Origin of the sequence: Micromonospora ureilytica (assembly GCF_015751765.1) — a bacterium.
Taxonomy (GTDB): domain Bacteria; phylum Actinomycetota; class Actinomycetes; order Mycobacteriales; family Micromonosporaceae; genus Micromonospora; species Micromonospora ureilytica.
On sequence record NZ_JADOTX010000001.1, the window covers coordinates 2,709,594 to 2,726,591 of the forward strand.

Here is a 16,998-nt window from a genome sequence, read left to right on the forward strand (position 1 = left end):
CGCCGGAGACCCCTTCCCCTTCCCCTGGAGTTAGACATGCCTCTCACCACCCCTTGGCGCAGCCGTGCCCTGACCGCCGCGCTGCTCGCGGCCGTGCTGACCACCAGCACGGCCTGCGGTGACGACGCGCCGGGCACGAGCGCCGGCGGCTCGATAAAGATCGGTCTGCTCGCGTCGCTGTCCGGGACGTACCAGGCGGTCGGCACCGAGATCCGCGACGGCTTCCAGCTCTACCTGGACACCCACGACGGCAAGTTGGGCGGCCGGCAGGTCGACCTCGTCGTCGCGGACGAGGGAAACGGCGCCCAGACCGCGGTCCCGGCGGCGACCAAACTGCTCAAACAGGACCGGGTGTCCGCGCTGACCGGCATCGTCGGCGGCGGCTCGGTCGCCGGAGTCACGCCGCTGCTCAACGAGACCAAGGTGCCACTGGTCGGCTCCAACGGCCGACCGGAACTCAAGGACGTCTCCCGGGTCTGGCACACCTCGTACCTCTCCGACGAGCCCGGGGCGGCGATCGCCCAGCACGTCCGTGACAACGTGAAGGGCTCCGTCTACGCGATCGGCCCGGACTACCAGGGCGGTTGGGACGAGCTGCGCGGTTTCACCGACGCGTTCGGGAAGATCGGCGGGAAGCTCGCGAACACCGACGGCAAGACGACGTTCACGCCGTTCCCGGCCACCACCAACTTCCTCCCGTACTTCGCCCGCATCAAGGCCTCCGGCGCGGCGGCGGTCTACACCTTCTACGCCGGCAGCGCCGCCGTCGACTTCGTGAAGCAGTACGCGCAGTCGGAGATCAAGGACGTCCCGTTGTACGCGGCCGGGTTCCTCACCGAGGGCGGCGTGCTCAACGCGCAGGGCGAGGCCGCCCGGGACATCTACTCGGTGCTCAACTACTCGCCTGACCTCGACAACGCGGAGAACCGCGCCTTCGTGGCCGCGTGGAAGGCGAAGCACGACGGTTCACCGACGACCTACGCGCTCGCCTCGTACGACGCGGCGGCGGTGCTGGACCGGGCGATCGGCGCCGCCGGAAGCGACCCGACCCCCGAGGCCATCAACGCGGCCATCGGCCAACTCGGTCAGATCGCCAGCCCCCGCGGTACCTGGCAGTTCTCCACCACCACACATTCCCCAGTGCAGAAGTGGTACCTGCGGCAGGTTCGCCAGGACGGCCGGGCGCTGTCCAACACCGTCGTGGGTGACCTCGCGACCGTCGGCCGGTGATAGCGGTGGCGGCCGGCACGAACCGGATCGACCCGTACCTGATCCCGGCGTTGGACGGGGTCGCCTACGGGCTGCTCGTGTTCGTCGCCGCGTCGGGCCTGGTCTTCTGTTTCGGCGTCGCCAACATCCTCAACCTGGCGCACGGCCTGCTCTACGCGATCGGCGGGTACACCGCCGCGGCGGTGCTCGACGGCGGCTGGGCGAGCCTGGCGTTGGCCCTCGCCGTCGGTGTGCTGGCCGCCGCCGCGGCGGGGGTGCTCCTGGCCGGCCTGCTCACACCGGTCGCCACCGGCAATCACCTGAGTCAGGCGCTGCTGACGTTCGGGGTGGCGCTGGCCGGCGGCAGCCTGCTCGTCGCCGGCTTCGGGCCCGACAACCCGCAGGTCCAGGTTCCCGCAGCCCTGGAGGGGTCGGTGATGGTCGCCGGTCACCGCTACGCCGCGTACCGGTTGGTGTTCATCGTCGTCGCGGCGGTGCTCGCCGCCGGGCTCTACCTGGTGGTGCGGCGCACCAGGGCCGGAATGCTGGTCCGGGCGGCCGTCGACGACCCGGAGATGGTCGCCTGTCTGGGCGTGAGTCCGGCGCGGATCCGGGCCGGTGTGCTCGCCGCCGCCGGTGCGCTGGCCGGCGCGGCCGGGGTCCTGGGCGCGCCCATCATCGGCCCCGGCACGGGCACCGCCGACACGGTGCTGCTGCTCTCCCTGGTGGTCGTCGTCCTCGGTGGTCTCGGGTCGATGGCGGGCACCCTGCTGGCCGCGCTCGCGATCGGTGAGATCCAGACGCTGGGAGTGGCACTGCTGCCGTCCGCCGCGCCGTTTCTGCTCTTCGCGGCCATGGCGGCGGTGCTGGCCGTGCGGGCGCGTGGCCTGGCCGGCAGGTGGAGGACGGCATGAGGGGCGAGGTGATCCGACGGGTTCGGGGCGGCATCGCGGCGCTCGTCCTGGTCGGCCTGGTCGTGGCGCCCTGGGTGGTCGACGACTACACCACGTCGATCCTGGCCCGGACGCTGGCGCTGGCCCTGGTCGGGGTGAGCGTCGCGCTGCTCACCGGCGTCGCCGGCATGCCCACCCTCGGCCAGACCGCACCGTACGCGGCGGGCGCCTACGCCTGCGCGGTGGTCGGCAGCCGAATCTCCGACGTCGGCGTCGTGCAGCTCGTCGTCGCGGCGGCCGCCGGGGCGCTGCTGGCCGCGCTCACCGTGCCGCTCGTCGTACACGCCCGAGGGGTGATCGTCCTGATGATCACCCTGGCCATCGGCGAACTCGTCGTCGTGGTCCTCGGGCGGTGGCGGTCGGTGACCGGTGGCACGGACGGGCTGGCCGGCATCCCCGCGGTCCGCCCGTTCTGGGGGCTCCCCGCCCTGGCCAGCGATCAGGCCCGTTACCTGTACGCCCTGGTCGTCGTGGCGACGCTGATCGGCGCGGTGTTGGTGTTGCTGCGTACCCGGGCCGGGTTGGTGTTGCGGGCCGGCCGCGACGACGAGACGCGGCTGCGCGCCAGCGGCCACCGGGTGGCGCTGCACCTGTCCGGCGCGCATATCGCCGCCGGGGCGATAGCCGGTGCCGCCGGCTCGCTCCTGGTCGTCGCCCAGCAGTACATCTCCCCCGCCGATTTCGGCTTCGACACGTCAGCCCTGCTGTTGCTCGGTGTCGTCATCGGTGGCACCGCCTCGGTGGGCGGCGCCCTGGTGGGCGCGGCGTTGGTCATCGCCGTCCGGGACTGGCTGTTCGGGGTGCTGCCCGGCCACGCGCCGTTGGTGTTGGGCGCGCTGTTCGTGGCGACGGTCTACCTGCTGCCCACCGGCGTCAGCCGGGCCCGGGTCCGGCTGCGCCCGCCGGGCGCCCCGGCGCTACGGCCGGACCAGCCGGCCACCCATGATCAGGCCACCGTTGCGGAGCTGCACCGATGACCGGCCTGCTGGAAGCCCAGAAGATCAGCGTGCGGTACGGCTCGCTCGCCGCGCTCGACGGTGTGGACCTGTGCGTCCACGACGGCCAGCGGCACGCCCTGATCGGCCCGAACGGGGCCGGCAAGACCACGCTGCTCAACGTGATCGGCGGTTCCACCAGGCCGCAGCGCGGCACTGTGCGGTTCGACGGACGCGACGTCGGTCGGCTCGGGCCGGCGGGCCGGGCGCGGAGGGGCATCAACCGCATCCACCAACGACCCGCGGTCTTTCCGACGCTCACCGCGACGGAGAACGTCGTGGTGGCCGCGCTGCCACGGGTCATCCCACGCCGTCGGTGGTGGCCGGGCGGACGCCGACGCGCCGCGCAACACCTGGCGGGTCCGCTGCTGGACCAGATGGGGCTCACCGCCGTCGCGGCGGTGCCCGCCGGGCACCTCGCGCACGGGCAACGACGCCAGTTGGAGATCGCGATGGCCCTGGCCGGTCGCCCCCGCCTGCTGCTCCTCGACGAACCGGCGGCCGGGCTGTCCGCCGTCGAGGTCGGCCGGCTGGTCGAGTTGCTCCAGGCGCTGCCCAGGGCCGTCGCCGTGTTACTTGTCGAACACCGACTGGACCTGGTGTACGCCCTCTCCGACACGGTCACGGTGCTGCGCGACGGTCAGACGTTGGCCGCCGGCACACCGGACGAGATCCGTACCTCGCCGCTGGTGCGGCAGGCCTACGCCGACGGGGTGGCCTGATGCTCACCGTGGATCGCCTCAGCGCCGGCTACGGCGGGGGAATCGTCCTGCACGAGGTCAGCCTGCGGGTACGCCCGGGCAGCATCCAGGCCGTGGTGGGCCGCAACGGGGCGGGCAAGAGCACGCTCGTGCACACCATCGCCGGGCTGGTTCGGGCGTCCAGCGGTCGCATCGAGATCGGCGGCGTGCACGTCGCCGGCCGACAACCGCATCGCATCGCCCAGTCCGGCGTCGGTCTCGTCCCGCAGGGCCGACGGGTCTTCTCCCGGTTGACAGTGGCCGAGCACCTGCACCTGGCGGCCGCGCCGTGGCGGGCCCCCACCTCCGGCGGTGAGGGCTGGACGGTCGCCCGGACCCTGGAACTGCTGCCGAGGCTCGCGGTGCGGTTACGACACCGCGGCTGCGAACTCTCCGGCGGCGAGCAGCAGATGTTGGCGATAGCCCGTGCGCTACTCGGCCAACCCCGGGTGCTGTTGCTCGACGAACCGTGCGAGGGCCTGTCGCCCGATCTGGCGGCGCGGGTCCGCGAACTCGTCAACGGTCTCGCCGCCGACGGCCTGACCGTGCTGCTCGTGGAGCAGCAACTCCAGCACGCCATCGAGGTCGCGGACCGGGTGGCGGTGCTGGAGTACGGCCGGGTGGTCTACGACCGGCCGACCGCGGAGGCCCGCCGCGACCCGGCCCCGCTGGCGGCGATGTTGAGCGTCGCCGCCGTTGCGCCGCCCCCGGCCAACCGATCGACCCCTCGGCTCTGGGCCGACACCCCGTAGTCAAACCGACCCTTCTCGAGTCACCCGACCCTTCACGGAGAGGTAGACACCGATGACAACCGCTACGAGCGATGACACGTACACGTTCGACAACGGCGCACCGGACGCCGTTCCCCAGATGCACGCGCTGGAGTCCTTTCTGGATCCGATCACGACGCGTCGGCTGGCCCGCCCGGTGCTGGAACCGGGCGCGACCTGCTGGGAGGTCGGGGCCGGTGGCGGCTCGATGGCCCGGCGGATGGCCCGCGCGGTCGGCGACGACGGGCACGTGCTGGCCACCGACATCGACCCCACCCACCTCGTGGCCGAGGCCAACCTGCAGGTACGCCAGCACGACGTGCGCACCGAACCGCCACCCGGGGACGCGTTCGACCTGATCCACGCCCGGCTGGTGCTGCTGCACCTCCCCGATCGACGGCGGGTCCTGCGCACCCTCACCGGCGCGCTGGCGCCCGGCGGGTGGCTGGTGGTCGAGGAGTTCGACTGCACCGCGCCGCAGCGGGTGCTCACCGCGCCCACCGACGACGCCGCGAAGCTCTTCGCGCAGGTCATGGACGCCATGATGGGCGTCCTGGAGGACCACGGCGCGGACCTGGGATGGGCGCAGGACGTGCACACCGAGATGGCCCTCGCCGGTCTGACCGACCTGGACACCATCACCCACTCGCAGAGCTGGGCCGGCGGGTCGACCGGAACGTCGCTCTACGAGACCAACTCCCGCCAGTTGGAACCGGACCTGCTGGCGGCGGGGCTGTCGTCCCAGCAACTGGACGCCTTCCGGCGGCTGCTCCGTGATCCCGGGTTCGCCGTCATGTCGTACCACTTCGTCTCCACGCGGGGCCGCCTGCCGAGCTGAGCAGGCGGACCACCGCGCGGAGCGCGGTCGCGCCGTCCGTACCTCGCCCGCGCGCAGCACCTCCCCCCGCTGCGCTCCGGCAGCGCCACGACGGCGTCGACCGCACCGGCCGGGCTCCCCGCAAGGGAGCCCGGCCGGCCCGCGCCCGTGGGCCAGGCCCCGTCCCGCGATCTTGCGCTTACTGTCCCGGCAAAGGGCTCATTACGGCGCTTTTCGGCAACCGAAACTACAAGATCGGCGCAGGCGAGGCTGTCTTCCTCCCGGCCCCGATGTCAGCCCGTGTCGGCCGGTGTCGGTGGCGTGTCAGGGCGGTGTCAGCGGGCCCGCGCAGACTGTCCGCATGACAGCTGACCTGGTGATCGAGGCCGAGGGCCTCGTCAAGACATTTGGGAAGACGAGGGCGCTGCAGGGCGTGGACCTCGCCGTACCCCGCGGAACGGTGCTCGGGGTGCTCGGCCCCAACGGCGCCGGCAAGACCACCGCCGTGCGGATCCTCTCCACCCTGCTCACCCCCGACGCCGGGACCGCCCGAATCAGCGGTTTCGACGTGGTACGGGACGCCGAGCGCGTTCGGCAGAGTATCGGTCTCACCGGCCAGTACGCCTCGGTCGACGAGGACCTGACCGGGCGGCAGAACCTGGAGCTCTTCGGCACCCTGCTGGAGCTGGGGCGCGCCGGCGCCCGGCGACGGGCCGCCGAGTTGCTCGACTGGTTCGACCTGACCGATGCTGCGAACCGTCAGGCCAAGACCTACTCCGGGGGCATGCGGCGACGGCTGGACCTGGCCGCCAGCCTCGTCGGCTCCCCCGACGTGATCTTCCTGGACGAGCCGACGACCGGGCTCGACCCGGCCAAGCGCGAGGACATGTGGGACGTGGTCCGTTCGCTTGTCAACAACGGTTCGACGGTGCTGCTGACCACCCAGTACCTGGAGGAGGCCGACGCGCTCGCCGACGCGATCACGGTGATCGACCACGGCCGGGTCATCGCGCACGACACCCCGGAGGGGCTCAAGCGGGTGGTCGGCGGTCAGACCCTGGAGGTCCGGCCGTCCGATCCGGCTCAGCTGCCCCGCACCGCGGAGATCCTGACCCAGGTCGGCTCCGGCGGGCAGGCCGACGAGATCCGCAAGGGCGTGCTCGCGGTGCCGGTCACCGACGACGCGGCCCTGACCGAGAGCGTCGCGCGATTCGCCACGGCCGGCATCGCGGTCACCGAACTCTCCCTGCACCTGCCGAGCCTCGACGAGGTGTTCTTCACCCTCACCGGGCGTACGGCATCGGAAGACGACACCACCCGCCCCACGGAGGTCGCGGCATGAGCACTCTGACCGACACCGCGCCGACGCGAAGCCGCGCGCTCTCGACAACCGCGCCGAACCCTCGGCCTTTCCGGCTGGTCCGGCACTCGTTGGCGCTCGCCAAGCGCAGCCTCATCAAGACCTGGCGTACGCCCGAAGCGCTCATCGACGTCACCCTGCAGCCAGTCCTGTTCCTCATCATCTTCGTGTACGTCTTCGGCGGCGCCGTCGCCGGATCGACCCACGACTACCTGCAGTTCCTGCTGCCCGGCATCCTGGCGCAGACGATCGCGACCGGCGCCATCGCAATCGGCGTCAACCTGAACACCGACATCGCCAAGGGCATCTTCGACAGGTTCCGGTCGTTGCCCATCCCCCGTTCCGCACCACTTGTCGGCGCGGTCCTCGGCGACGTCGTCCGGTACGTCATCGTCACCGTGTCGACCCTCGCGATCGGCTACGTGATGGGTTTCCGGATCGACACCGACCCGTTCCGGGCGATCGCCGGGTGTCTGCTCGCGGTACTGTTCGCGCTCTGCCTGAGCTGGCTGCCGGTGCTGGTGTCGATGAAGGTGCGGACCGCGGGCGCCGTGCAGGGTGTGATGTTCGCGTTGATCATGCCGCTGAGCTTCGCGTCCAACGTGTTCGTCGGCGCCGACACCCTGCCGGGCTGGATGCAGGCGTTCGTGGACGTCAACCCGATGACCCACCTGGTGGCGTCGGTACGCGGGTTGTTCCTCGGCACCCCACTGGGCAACCACGTGTGGTGGACGCTCGCCTGGTGCGCCGGCTTCGTTGCGGTGTTCATGCCGCTGGCGCTGCGGGCGTACCGCAAGAAGATCTGAGTCAGGCGAGCAGGTCGTCCATCAGCTCGCGGATCCGGCTGACGGCCGCGGCGGGTGGCCGCTCGCGCCACGCGGCCAGCAACGGCTCACGCTGCTCCTCGTTCCCGAGGATGGCGTTGAGCCGTTCGCCGTTTTCGAAGGGGAAGAACATCTCGATCTGGGTGCCGATCCGCTTCGCGAGTACGGCCAGTTCGCGGGCGCTGTCGACGTCACCCCGGTACGCCGCGAGTTCCGCGCCGCCCGACGCCCACGCCCCGATCACCGGCAGGTCCCGCGAGGTCAGCGCATCGTCACGGGCGAGCGACAGCATCGCGGCCGCCTGGACTGTGGCGTCGTTGCCCGACACCCGCCCAACCTGGGCCACCCGCAGGTAGATGATCGCCGCCGTGGCCCGCAGCATCACGCGCGGCTGCGGCTGCGGCCCGACCCAGCCGGCGAGGACGCGGGTCACCTCGTCGGCGTGGGCGAGCGCCTCGTCGTACCGCTCGCGCAGCCAGGCCAGGTGCGCCAGGCCGAGGAGCGCCTGCGCGGCGTCCATCTGTTCGGCCTGCCCCAGCGCGGCCGTCTCGCCCAGTCGCCGCTCCGCCTCCGCGTCGCCGCTCAGGGCGAGTTGCACGTCCAGCCGGACCCGGATGGACCGCGCGTCCTGCGTGGCGCCGACCAACTCCATGTGCCGAACGCTGCGGGTCAGCCACTCGGCCGACCGGGAATCCCCGCCCGGGACGAGGAACTGCCCGACCGCGCCCGCCGCCATCGCCATGCCCCAGTGGTCGCCGGCGGCCTCGAAGCGGTGGTACGCCTGCTCGGCGTCGCTGACCGACGCCTCCGGCAGCCCGCCGTTCTCCCGTACCGCCGCGCGCGCGAACAGCCCCAGCCCCTGTACGTACGGGTCCGGGTGCGCGACCATCTCGGTAGCGCTCTTCAGGCTCTGCTCCACATCGGACGCGTCGAAGCCGGGCAGCGCCGACGCGAGAGCTGTCAGCCGGGACGACACCTCGGCGGGACGTTCGGCCTGGAGCGTCCGCAGGGCCCGCCGGGCGAGCACGGCGGGCCGCAGGTCGGCGCTGACGCCGGCGTTGACGCTGATCACCACGCACGTCCAGGCCAGCCGGTCGGCATTGGGCAGTGGCCGGCCGCTGGCCGCGCCGCTCACGATCGCCGACCGCAGCCGTCGCTGCGGGTCGTCGATGTGCAGCAGCCCGCGTGCCCAGGCGAGAACCTCAAGGTGCAGGCCCCGCACCGACCAGAGGTGGAACAGCGCGGTGGCGACGTCGACGGCGGCCGGCTCGTCGTCCGCTGCCATCGCCCATCGCAGGCCCGCGACCAGGTTGTCCTGCTCGGCGGCGCAACGGTGCAGCGCCTCCACCTGGCCGGGGCCGATGAAGCGGCCGGCCAGCGCGACCGCCTGCTCCCGCGCCCAGCTGACCAGGCCGGCCATGGCCTGGTCCCGCTCGCCGACGGCGTCCAGCCGGGCCTCGCCGTACTCACGGACCGTTTCGAGCATGCGGTAGCGCGGCGGACCGTCCCCCTCGACCAGTGTCAACAGGGACTGTTCGACGAGGGTCGCCAGACCGCGGCGGACGTCCGGGGCCTGCGCGACGGCGGCGGCGAGGTCCGCGGTGAACGGCGCGGGAATGACCGCGACCCGCTGGAGCAGGTCGCGGTCGTCCTCGGCGAGCAGTTCCCTGCTCCAGTCGACAAGCGCCCACAGGCTCGCGTGCCGCTCGGGCAGGCCGCGTAGGGCGTCGTCGAGCAGCGCGAACCGGTCGGTCAGCCCGGCGAGCACGTCGTCGATCGGCATGTGCCGCAGTCGCGCGGCGGCCAGTTCGAGCGCCAACGGCAGGTTGTCGAGCCGGTGGCACAGGGCGAGCGCCCGCTCGGTGTCCCAGGTCGGCACGGCGCCACCGGCCCGGGCTCGGGACTCGACAAGTGCGAGCGCGTCGGCGTCCGGCAACGCGGTCAGCCGGTGCACCAGCTCGCCGACCAGGCCCAGTGGGGCGCGGCTCGTCGCGAGCACCGCGACCTCGGGCGAGGCCGCCGCGACCAGGTCCGCGACGACGACGGCGACCGCGTCGAGCACGTGCTCGCAGTTGTCCAGCACCACCAGCCCGTCGAGGTCCGGCGCGACGGCGCGCAGCCGCTCCTCGGGGGTGAGGACCCGCCGTTCCAGACCCAGGTTGCCGCCGGTCGCCGTGGTGTCCGCGCCGCCGAGCGCGGCGAGCACCGTGGGCAGCACCTCGTCGGGTGAGCGCAGGCCGGCGAGTTCGATCACGCGTACCGCCCGACCGGCCGCCGCCGTACGCCTCGCCACCTCGGCGGCGAGCCGGGTCTTGCCCGCCCCGCCGGTCGCAACGATCGTCACGACGGGTGTCTCGGCGAGCGCGCCGGTGACGGCCTCGACGTCCCGCTCCCGCCCCACGAGGGCGGCCATGGGACGACGCCACGCGGCGGGCAGCGTGATCCGCGCCGGTTGCCGGGGCGGCGCCGCGACGGGCGGGGCGGCGAGTTCACCGCGCAGCAGCGCCAGATGGACGTCCGTGATCACGGGCGACGGGTCGGTGCCGTACCGGTCGGCCAGGTCGGCGCGCAGCCGCTCGACCAGCTCCAGCGCCTCCGCCTCCCGCCCCTGCGCGGCGAGCACCCGGACGAGCAGGGCGGCGGACGGCTCGTCCGGCGGCGTACGCGCGATGAGTCGACCCAGGTCGACCTCGTCGAACGAGCCCACGCCGGCGAGTGCCGCCTGCGCGCGTAGCGCGGCGACCTCCGCGAACAGGCGGGTGTCCTCGGCGCTGACCAGCTCCGGCACCTCGGGGAACAGGGCACGCGCCTGATCGGCCAAGCCACGGGCGGCGCGGAGGTCACCGCACCGGAGCACGGTGCGCGCCTGGTCGACGAACGCGCGCGCCTCGACCGCGTCGACGGTGATCTCCTCGGCGGGCAGCCGGTATCCGCCCGGCACCGCGACCACGGGCAGCCCGAGACGGCGCACCCTGGACACGAGCGCCTGGACGGCGCCTGTCGCGTCGTCGGGTGGCGTGCCGTCCCAGACGGCGTCCACGAGCAGGCTCACGGAGACCACCCGCCCACGCGCGTCGACGAGCGCGCGGAGCACCGCCGCGAGCCGTTCACCCCGAACGGGCTGGCCGTCGACGGCGAGTGGGCCAAGGGTCGCGATGTGCACGGAACCAGCATCCCCCACGCGCGCACGGACCCGACGACCGCCGGTCCGCCAGGCTGGTCACGGCCCGCGTCCGGCTTGACAGGCCGTCATTCCGTTAGGTTAGCCTACCCTCATGCAGAACGAGTTGGCGTCGGCCAACAGGGAGCGTAGAGGCACCATGACCGAGACCCTGCCCATCGCCCCGTGGCGCGTGTTCGACGTCGCCGTCCGCGCGGTACGCCGACTCAGCCCGTCCTTCACCCGGGTGACCTTCACCGGCACGGACCTGGACCGTTTCGCCGACAACGGTTACGACCAGCGGATCAAGCTGGCGCTGCCGCTGCCCGGTCAGCGCCGGGGGACCCTGCCGGACGGAGCGGACTGGTACGCGGCGTGGCGGGCCCTGCCGGAGCACCTGCGCAACCCGATACGGACGTACACGGTGCGGGCGGTCCGGCCGCACCTGGCCGAGGTCGACGTCGACCTGGTGCTGCACGGCGACAGTGGTCCGGCGACGCGCTGGGCTCGGCGGGCCAGCGTCGGCGACGAGATCGCCCTCGTCGGGCCGGACGCCGGCTACGACGGCAACCACGGCGGGGTCGAGTTTCGACAGTCGACCGGCGGCATGCTGCTGCTGGCCGGGGACGAGACCGCGGTGCCGGCGATCAGCAGCATCTGCGAGCGACTCCCCCTCGATGCCCGGGGCACCGTCGTGCTGGAGGTGCCCGACGCCGCCGACGTGTTGCCGCTGGTCGCGCCCCCCGGCGTCGAGGTCCGCTGGCTGTCCCGGGGCGCCGACGGGTACGGCAGCCGGCTGGTGCCCGCCGTCGTCGCCGCGGCCGGGGAACTGTTGACCCCCGGTGCGTCGAAGGCCGACCAGCCGGCGCCGGACGTGGACGTGGACACCGAGATCCTGTGGGAGGTGCCCGAGGAGGTGGCCTCCGTGCCGCTGTACGCGTGGCTGGCCGGGGAGGCCGGTGTCATCCGTAACCTGCGCCGGCACCTGGTCACCGAGCGAGGTCTGGACCGGCGGGCGGTCGCCTTCATGGGCTACTGGCGCCTCGGCCACGTCGACGCGGACTGACCGCGCCGCGAGGCGCGCCGCCTCGGGCAGCCGCGAGGTGCGTGGGAGGCCGTGAGGCGCGTACCGTTTCGGGTCGGACGTGGGGGGACCGGCTGGAGCCGGCACGGGATACGGGACGAGACAAGACGCATGACGGTGGACAACATTACCGAAAACGGTCAAGAGGGCATTGACCGAAGCCGGCTGGAGGCCTGCCTCAGCGTCTTCGAGGCGTTGGAGGAGCTGCCCTCCGACCACCCCGACGTGGTGCGGGTGCAGCGGGCCACCGCCCGGCTCTACAAGGTGATCAAGCAGCGGCGGCGGGAGGAGCGGCGGGACGCCATCCTCGCCGCCGACCGGGCGGTGACGGAGGCCACCGCCACCGGCGCTCCGGGGCGGATCGACGACGAGACGCAGGGCATTCCGCTCGCGTCCTCCGCCCCGGGCGAGACGGCGGGCTTCCTGCACAACCCCCGCGGCTGCTACGTCTGCAAGCAGCGCTACCGCGAGGTGGACGCCTTCTACCACCAGCTCTGCCCGTCCTGCGCCGCGCTCAACCGGGAGCGCCGTGACGCCCGTACCGACCTGACCGGCCGGCGCGCGCTGCTCACCGGCGGCCGGGCCAAGATCGGCATGTACATCGCGCTGCGCCTACTGCGCGACGGCGCGCACACGACGGTGACCACCCGGTTCCCGCACGACGCGGTCCGCCGCTTCGCCGCGATGCCCGACAGCGGGGACTGGCTGCACCGGCTGCGCGTCGTCGGCATCGACCTGCGCGACCCCGCCCAGGTGATCGCCCTCGCCGACGACGTCAGCGGCCAGGGCTCCCTCGACATCCTGATCAACAACGCGGCACAGACCGTCCGCCGGTCCCCCGGGGCGTACGCGCAGCTCATCGCCGCGGAGGCCGCGGCCCTGCCGGACGGCCCACTGCCGGAGCTGATCACGTTCGCCAAGCCGGACGGGCAGGGCGGCCCGGTGGGCAGCCTGACCGCCGGGCCACAGTCGACCGCGCTCACCCCGCACGCGCTCACCGCACTGGCACTGACCAGCGGCTCGGCCTCACCGGAGCGGATCGCGGCGTCCACGGCCATCGACGCCGGGGGTCTCGTGCCCGACCTCGACTCGGTCAACAGCTGGGTCCAGCGCGTGCAGGAGGTGGACCCGGTCGAGCTGCTCGAAGTGCAGCTGTGCAACGTCACCGCACCGTTCGTGCTGGTCAGCCGACTGCGCCCGGCGATGGCCGCCGCGTCGGCCCGCCGCAAGTACGTGGTGAACGTGTCGGCGATGGAGGGCCAGTTCGGCCGCGGTTACAAGGGGCCAGGGCACCCGCACACCAACATGGCCAAGGCTGCGCTGAACATGCTGACCCGCACCAGCGCCGAGGAGATGCTGACCGACGGCATCCTGATGACGAGCGTCGACACCGGCTGGATCACCGACGAACGCCCCCACCCGACGAAGATGCGGCTGGCCGACGAGGGCTTCCACGCCCCACTGGACCTGGTCGACGGCGCGGCCCGGGTGTACGACCCGATCGTCCGCGGCGAGCTGGGCGAGGACCTGTACGGCTGTTTCCTGAAGGACTACGCGCCCTGCGCCTGGTGATCGAGGTCGCCACCGTTGAACGAGGAGAAACACATGTCAGCTGACCGTGAATCGTGGCCAACGCTGGACGAGCTGCTGCGCGAGGAGAGCGAGCTGGAGCTCGCGGGCCTGTCCGAGACCGACGCGTACGAGCTGGGGATGCTCGCCGTCGCCGCGGCGACCGAGCAGCGGCTGCCGGTCTCGGTGGGTGTGTGGCGGGCCGGGCGGCAGCTGTTCCACTGTGGCCTGCCGGGGTCGACGGCCGACAACGACGCGTGGCTGCGCCGCAAGGGCCGGGTCGTGATGCGGTTCGAGCACTCCTCGCTCTACATGGCCCGACTGTGCCAGGACAAGCAGGTGACGCTGGCCGAGAGGTTCGGCCTGCCGGCCTCGCGGTACGCGGCGGCCGGAGGCGCGGTGCCGCTGCGGGTGCGCGGCACCGGTGTGGTGGGCTGGGTCGGTGTCTCCGGGCTGCCGCAGCTGGACGACCACCGTTTCGTGGTCGACATTCTCCGCAAGCTCCCCCGGTAGGGCTGACCCGGCGGCCTCTCCACGAGGCCGCCGGGTCGCCCGCTCAGTGTGCGCGTCGGTTGGCGCGCAGGGCGTCGAGGAGCACGCCGGGCCGGGCCAGTGAACGCGGGTGCGCGCGCATGGAGACGACCTCGTTGAACCGCCGCGCGGTCGTCACGTCCGTGACGGTCGCGGCGATGACCTGCCCGCTGGCCCAGCTGGCGAGCCGGTAGCCGCGCGGGTAGGGCCCGTCGACGTGGGGCAACGCCAGGTCCGCCGAGGTCGAGAGCGACCAGGCGGCGTCGACCACGACCTTCTGAAGCTCGAGGTAGTGGCGCGCGGGCGCCCGCAGATCCGGGCCGGACCGGAGGTACGTCGACAGGCAGGCCGCGTGTAGGGCCGCCGCCGTCATGCCCTGCCCGTAGACCGGGTTGAACGACGCGACGGCGTCACCGACGCTGATCAGGCCGGCTGGGAACCGCTTGAGCGCGTGGAAGTCCCGTCGCCGGCTGTCGGCATGGTGGTAGGTCTGGACGTCGCCGATCATCTCCTGGTCGGCGACTTCGCCGAACTCCGGCGGGAACTGTTCCCGCAGGCGGCGGACGAAGTCCTCCGCGGTGCGCCCCGGGCGGTCGTCGCCGTAACCGGCCATCATGGCCATCCACCGGCCGTCCTCAATGGCGAAGAACGCGGCCCCGGCCACGTCCGTCGCCATCCTCGGAGTGTTCAGCGCCAGCACGACCGTCGAGGCCGGGGTGACCTCCGGACGGCGGAACAGGGCTGTCGCGTAGTTGAGATGCACGGTCATCCGCCGGGTGACCGGCCGGTCCCAGTCGGCCTGCTCCAGCCAGTCCGACAGTTTGCTGGACCGCCCCATCGCGTCCACCACGAGGTCGGCGCGCTCGACACCGGGCACCCCGCCGACCTCGCAGCGGACCCCGCTGACCGCGGTGCCGTCGAACACGAGGCCGGTGGCGCGGGCGGTGATCGTCTTGACGTTGGGCAGGCGAAGCACCTGCTGGCGGATCAGGCCCTCCAGGAGCGGCCGGCTGCCCGCCAGACTGTCGGCGTCGTCGGGGACGACGACCTTCAGACGCCCGTCGAGGTAGTTGCGCCGGGCCGCGGGCGGCGCCTCGACCGCTCCGCGCGCCAGTGCCTCCTCGCGGAATCCGGGAAACAGCCGCTCCAGCTGGAAGAGGCCGCCGGGCAGCAGCGCGTGCAGCTGAGTCCCCTGGGGTACGCCGGGCCGTGCGCCGGGCACCTGTGGGTCGTCTCGGTCGATGATGACGACGGTGTCGGCGTGGTCGGACAGCACCCGCGCGGCCAACAGACCGGCGACACTGCCGCCGACCACCACGGCCGTTCCCATCGTCGGGGACGGCTGGTCAGGGGGTCGAGTCGCATTCAGCTCTGCGAAGACCCGGGACGGGGAGAGGGACATCGTGCTCTCCAAGGGGGTAACGAGGTGTGTGCCCTCCACGGTTATTGTCCGCGACCGTGCGCTGACAGACCGGTGGACGGTCGTTCGACGTAATGCCCGCCGATCGTCGCACAACCGCCGGAACGTCAACCGAGAGTGTCCGTCAGATGACCACCTGTTGACCGACGGGCCGGGTGTGGACCATCGCGCCGCACCCTGACACGATACTTGCGCTAGTAGTGCAAATACTTCGTCCGTCCAGGTGGAGGACCGATGCACGCATCTCGCCGGAGGCTGCTCTCCGTGGTGGCCGGGGTCGCTCTCGCGGCCAGCCTGTCCGCCGTCGCCGTTCCACGCGCCGCCGAAGCCGCCACCACACCGACGTACCGTCCGGTGATCTTCGTGCACGGCAGCGCGGGATCGGCGGCGCAGTTCGAGACCCAGGCCAAACGGCTGGCCAGCAACGGGTATCCGATCGACATCATCGAAGCCCACGAGTACGACTCCCCGAACGTCGCGACGATCCTGCCCCAGGTGTACGCGGGCCTCGACGCACGAATCTCCCGCCTGCTGGCGGCCACCGGCGCGGACCGGGTCGACCTGCTCGCGCACTCACTGGGCACCTTCGTCTCGCAGGCTTACCTCACCAGCTCGACGGAGCGTGCCGCCCGGGTCGCGCACTACGTCAACCTGGACGGACGCACCGCGACCTCCCCGCCGGGTGGTGTGCCCACGCTGGCGATCTGGGGTGAGGGAGACCCGGCCCGCGCCGTCGTCGGGGCGACAAACGTGCACCTGCCGGACCAGTCGCACACCCAGACCGTGTCGTCGGCGGAGTCGTTCACCGAGATCTTCGGTTTCCTCCGGGGCCGCGCGCCCCACACGACTCGGATCGTGCCGCAACTCTTCGGCGCCACCCGGGTCTCCGGCCGCGCCGTGCTCTTCCCGAGCAACGTCGGCGTCACCGGCGCGACCCTCGAGGTCTACCCGGTCAACCCGCTGACCGGCGGCCGGCTGTCACACCGGCCCGCGCATCGGCTGCCGCTCGGTGGCGACGGCTCGTTCGGCCCCCTCCCGGTGCTCGCCACGGCCCGTTACGAGTTCGCCATCGTGCGCCCCGGCGCCGCGACGCACCACTTCTACTTCCAGCCGTTCCTCCGCTCGGATTCGTTCCTCCGCCTCGCGACCAGCGAGCCGGGCGAGGGCCTCAGCGGCCTGGTCGAGACCAGCGACCGGCACACGGCCCTGACGATCCAACGGCAGAAGGAGTGGTGGGGCGACCAGGGCGACGCCGGCGACCACCTCTGGATCAACGGCAGGGATGTCCTGAACGCGGCGAACACACCGCGCGTCAAGCGGACGATCGGCATCTTCGCCTTCGACGACGGCAGCGATGGCGTCACGGACCTGACGGCCCCGTTGCCGGAGTTCTTCGGTCAGACCTTCATCACCGGCATGGACGTCTTCATCCCGGCGACGCCGGCCCACCTCGGGCTGGCACGGATCACCGTGGGCCAACGCGGCGGCGGCTACCAGGTGATCAACGTGCCCAACTGGAAATCGAGCACCGACCGGGTGACGGTCAGCGTGGACGACTTCTGACCG

Annotated in this window: 14 protein-coding genes; 12 read left to right on the top strand and 2 right to left on the bottom strand. The window is 72.4% G+C overall.

What is annotated here, in order from left to right:
- Positions 1–36 precede the first annotated feature (36 nt).
- The 8 genes from IW248_RS12125 (at position 37) to IW248_RS12160 (ending at position 7,650) form a co-directional block, all read left to right on the top strand.
- Positions 37–1,230 (top strand): ABC transporter substrate-binding protein, encoded by a 1,194-nt coding sequence (locus IW248_RS12125; RefSeq protein WP_196927058.1) that lies wholly within the window; start codon positions 37–39, stop codon positions 1,228–1,230.
- The gene (locus tag IW248_RS12130) at positions 1,227–2,123 is read left to right on the top strand and encodes a branched-chain amino acid ABC transporter permease (RefSeq protein WP_196927059.1); all 897 of its coding nucleotides are present in this window, start codon (positions 1,227–1,229) and stop codon (positions 2,121–2,123) included. The genes IW248_RS12125 and IW248_RS12130 overlap by 4 nt, the downstream gene beginning before the upstream one ends.
- Positions 2,120–3,139, top strand: coding sequence for a branched-chain amino acid ABC transporter permease (locus tag IW248_RS12135; protein WP_196927060.1), 1,020 nt, complete (start codon positions 2,120–2,122; stop codon positions 3,137–3,139). The genes IW248_RS12130 and IW248_RS12135 overlap by 4 nt, the downstream gene beginning before the upstream one ends.
- Positions 3,136–3,879 (top strand): ABC transporter ATP-binding protein, encoded by a 744-nt coding sequence (locus IW248_RS12140; protein ID WP_196930152.1) that lies wholly within the window; start codon positions 3,136–3,138, stop codon positions 3,877–3,879. The genes IW248_RS12135 and IW248_RS12140 overlap by 4 nt, the downstream gene beginning before the upstream one ends.
- Positions 3,879–4,649 carry an ABC transporter ATP-binding protein gene (locus IW248_RS12145; protein WP_124818518.1) on the top strand — a complete coding sequence of 257 codons (771 nt, stop codon included), beginning with the start codon at positions 3,879–3,881 and terminating at the stop codon, positions 4,647–4,649. Before IW248_RS12140 ends, IW248_RS12145 begins: the two co-directional genes overlap by 1 nt.
- 52 nt (positions 4,650–4,701) lie before the next feature.
- A complete protein-coding gene (locus IW248_RS12150) occupies positions 4,702–5,505 on the top strand; it encodes a class I SAM-dependent methyltransferase (RefSeq protein WP_196927061.1) in 804 nt (267 codons plus the stop codon).
- Positions 5,506–5,845: 340 nt separating this feature from the next.
- Positions 5,846–6,826 carry an ATP-binding cassette domain-containing protein gene (locus IW248_RS12155; RefSeq protein ID WP_196927062.1) on the top strand — a complete coding sequence of 327 codons (981 nt, stop codon included), beginning with the start codon at positions 5,846–5,848 and terminating at the stop codon, positions 6,824–6,826.
- The gene (locus IW248_RS12160) at positions 6,823–7,650 is read left to right on the top strand and encodes an ABC transporter permease (protein WP_124822795.1); all 828 of its coding nucleotides are present in this window, start codon (positions 6,823–6,825) and stop codon (positions 7,648–7,650) included. The genes IW248_RS12155 and IW248_RS12160 overlap by 4 nt, the downstream gene beginning before the upstream one ends.
- 1 nt (position 7,651) lies before the next feature.
- Here the strand turns inward: IW248_RS12160 and IW248_RS12165 are convergent, their stop codons facing one another.
- A complete protein-coding gene (locus IW248_RS12165) occupies positions 7,652–10,831 on the bottom strand; it encodes an ATP-binding protein (protein WP_196927063.1) in 3,180 nt (1,059 codons plus the stop codon).
- A 157-nt stretch (positions 10,832–10,988) separates the two neighbouring features.
- On the opposite strand from IW248_RS12165, the gene IW248_RS12170 reads away from it, so the two are divergent.
- The 3 genes from IW248_RS12170 (at position 10,989) to IW248_RS12180 (ending at position 13,994) form a co-directional block, all read left to right on the top strand.
- Positions 10,989–11,894 (top strand): siderophore-interacting protein, encoded by a 906-nt coding sequence (locus IW248_RS12170; RefSeq protein WP_196930153.1) that lies wholly within the window; start codon positions 10,989–10,991, stop codon positions 11,892–11,894.
- A gap of 129 nt (positions 11,895–12,023) precedes the next feature.
- Complete coding sequence (locus IW248_RS12175) at positions 12,024–13,484, top strand: SDR family NAD(P)-dependent oxidoreductase (protein WP_196927064.1); 1,461 nt, start codon at positions 12,024–12,026, stop codon at positions 13,482–13,484.
- A gap of 33 nt (positions 13,485–13,517) precedes the next feature.
- On the top strand, positions 13,518–13,994 hold the full coding sequence (locus tag IW248_RS12180; RefSeq protein WP_196927065.1) for a heme-degrading domain-containing protein: 477 nt from the start codon (positions 13,518–13,520) through the stop codon (positions 13,992–13,994).
- 43 nt (positions 13,995–14,037) lie between these two features.
- On the opposite strand, the gene IW248_RS12185 is transcribed toward IW248_RS12180, so the two are convergent.
- Positions 14,038–15,414, bottom strand: coding sequence for an FAD-dependent oxidoreductase (locus tag IW248_RS12185; RefSeq protein WP_196927066.1), 1,377 nt, complete (start codon positions 15,412–15,414; stop codon positions 14,038–14,040).
- 252 nt (positions 15,415–15,666) lie between these two features.
- Between IW248_RS12185 and IW248_RS12190 the strand changes: the two genes are divergently transcribed.
- Positions 15,667–16,995, top strand: a complete 1,329-nt coding sequence (locus IW248_RS12190; RefSeq protein WP_196927067.1) for an alpha/beta hydrolase — start codon at positions 15,667–15,669, stop codon at positions 16,993–16,995.
- The last annotated feature ends 3 nt before the right edge of the window (positions 16,996–16,998 follow it).

Coding starts and splice junctions, on each gene's coding strand:
- IW248_RS12125 (WP_196927058.1), top strand. CDS start 37: ATGCCTCTCACCACCCCTTGGCGCAGCCGTGCCCTGACCGCCGCGCTG.
- IW248_RS12135 (WP_196927060.1), top strand. CDS start 2,120: ATGAGGGGCGAGGTGATCCGACGGGTTCGGGGCGGCATCGCGGCGCTC.
- IW248_RS12140 (WP_196930152.1), top strand. CDS start 3,136: ATGACCGGCCTGCTGGAAGCCCAGAAGATCAGCGTGCGGTACGGCTCG.
- IW248_RS12145 (WP_124818518.1), top strand. CDS start 3,879: ATGCTCACCGTGGATCGCCTCAGCGCCGGCTACGGCGGGGGAATCGTC.
- IW248_RS12150 (WP_196927061.1), top strand. CDS start 4,702: ATGACAACCGCTACGAGCGATGACACGTACACGTTCGACAACGGCGCA.
- IW248_RS12155 (WP_196927062.1), top strand. CDS start 5,846: ATGACAGCTGACCTGGTGATCGAGGCCGAGGGCCTCGTCAAGACATTT.
- IW248_RS12160 (WP_124822795.1), top strand. CDS start 6,823: ATGAGCACTCTGACCGACACCGCGCCGACGCGAAGCCGCGCGCTCTCG.
- IW248_RS12170 (WP_196930153.1), top strand. CDS start 10,989: ATGACCGAGACCCTGCCCATCGCCCCGTGGCGCGTGTTCGACGTCGCC.
- IW248_RS12175 (WP_196927064.1), top strand. CDS start 12,024: ATGACGGTGGACAACATTACCGAAAACGGTCAAGAGGGCATTGACCGA.
- IW248_RS12180 (WP_196927065.1), top strand. CDS start 13,518: ATGTCAGCTGACCGTGAATCGTGGCCAACGCTGGACGAGCTGCTGCGC.
- IW248_RS12185 (WP_196927066.1), bottom strand. CDS start 15,414: ATGTCCCTCTCCCCGTCCCGGGTCTTCGCAGAGCTGAATGCGACTCGA.
- IW248_RS12190 (WP_196927067.1), top strand. CDS start 15,667: ATGCACGCATCTCGCCGGAGGCTGCTCTCCGTGGTGGCCGGGGTCGCT.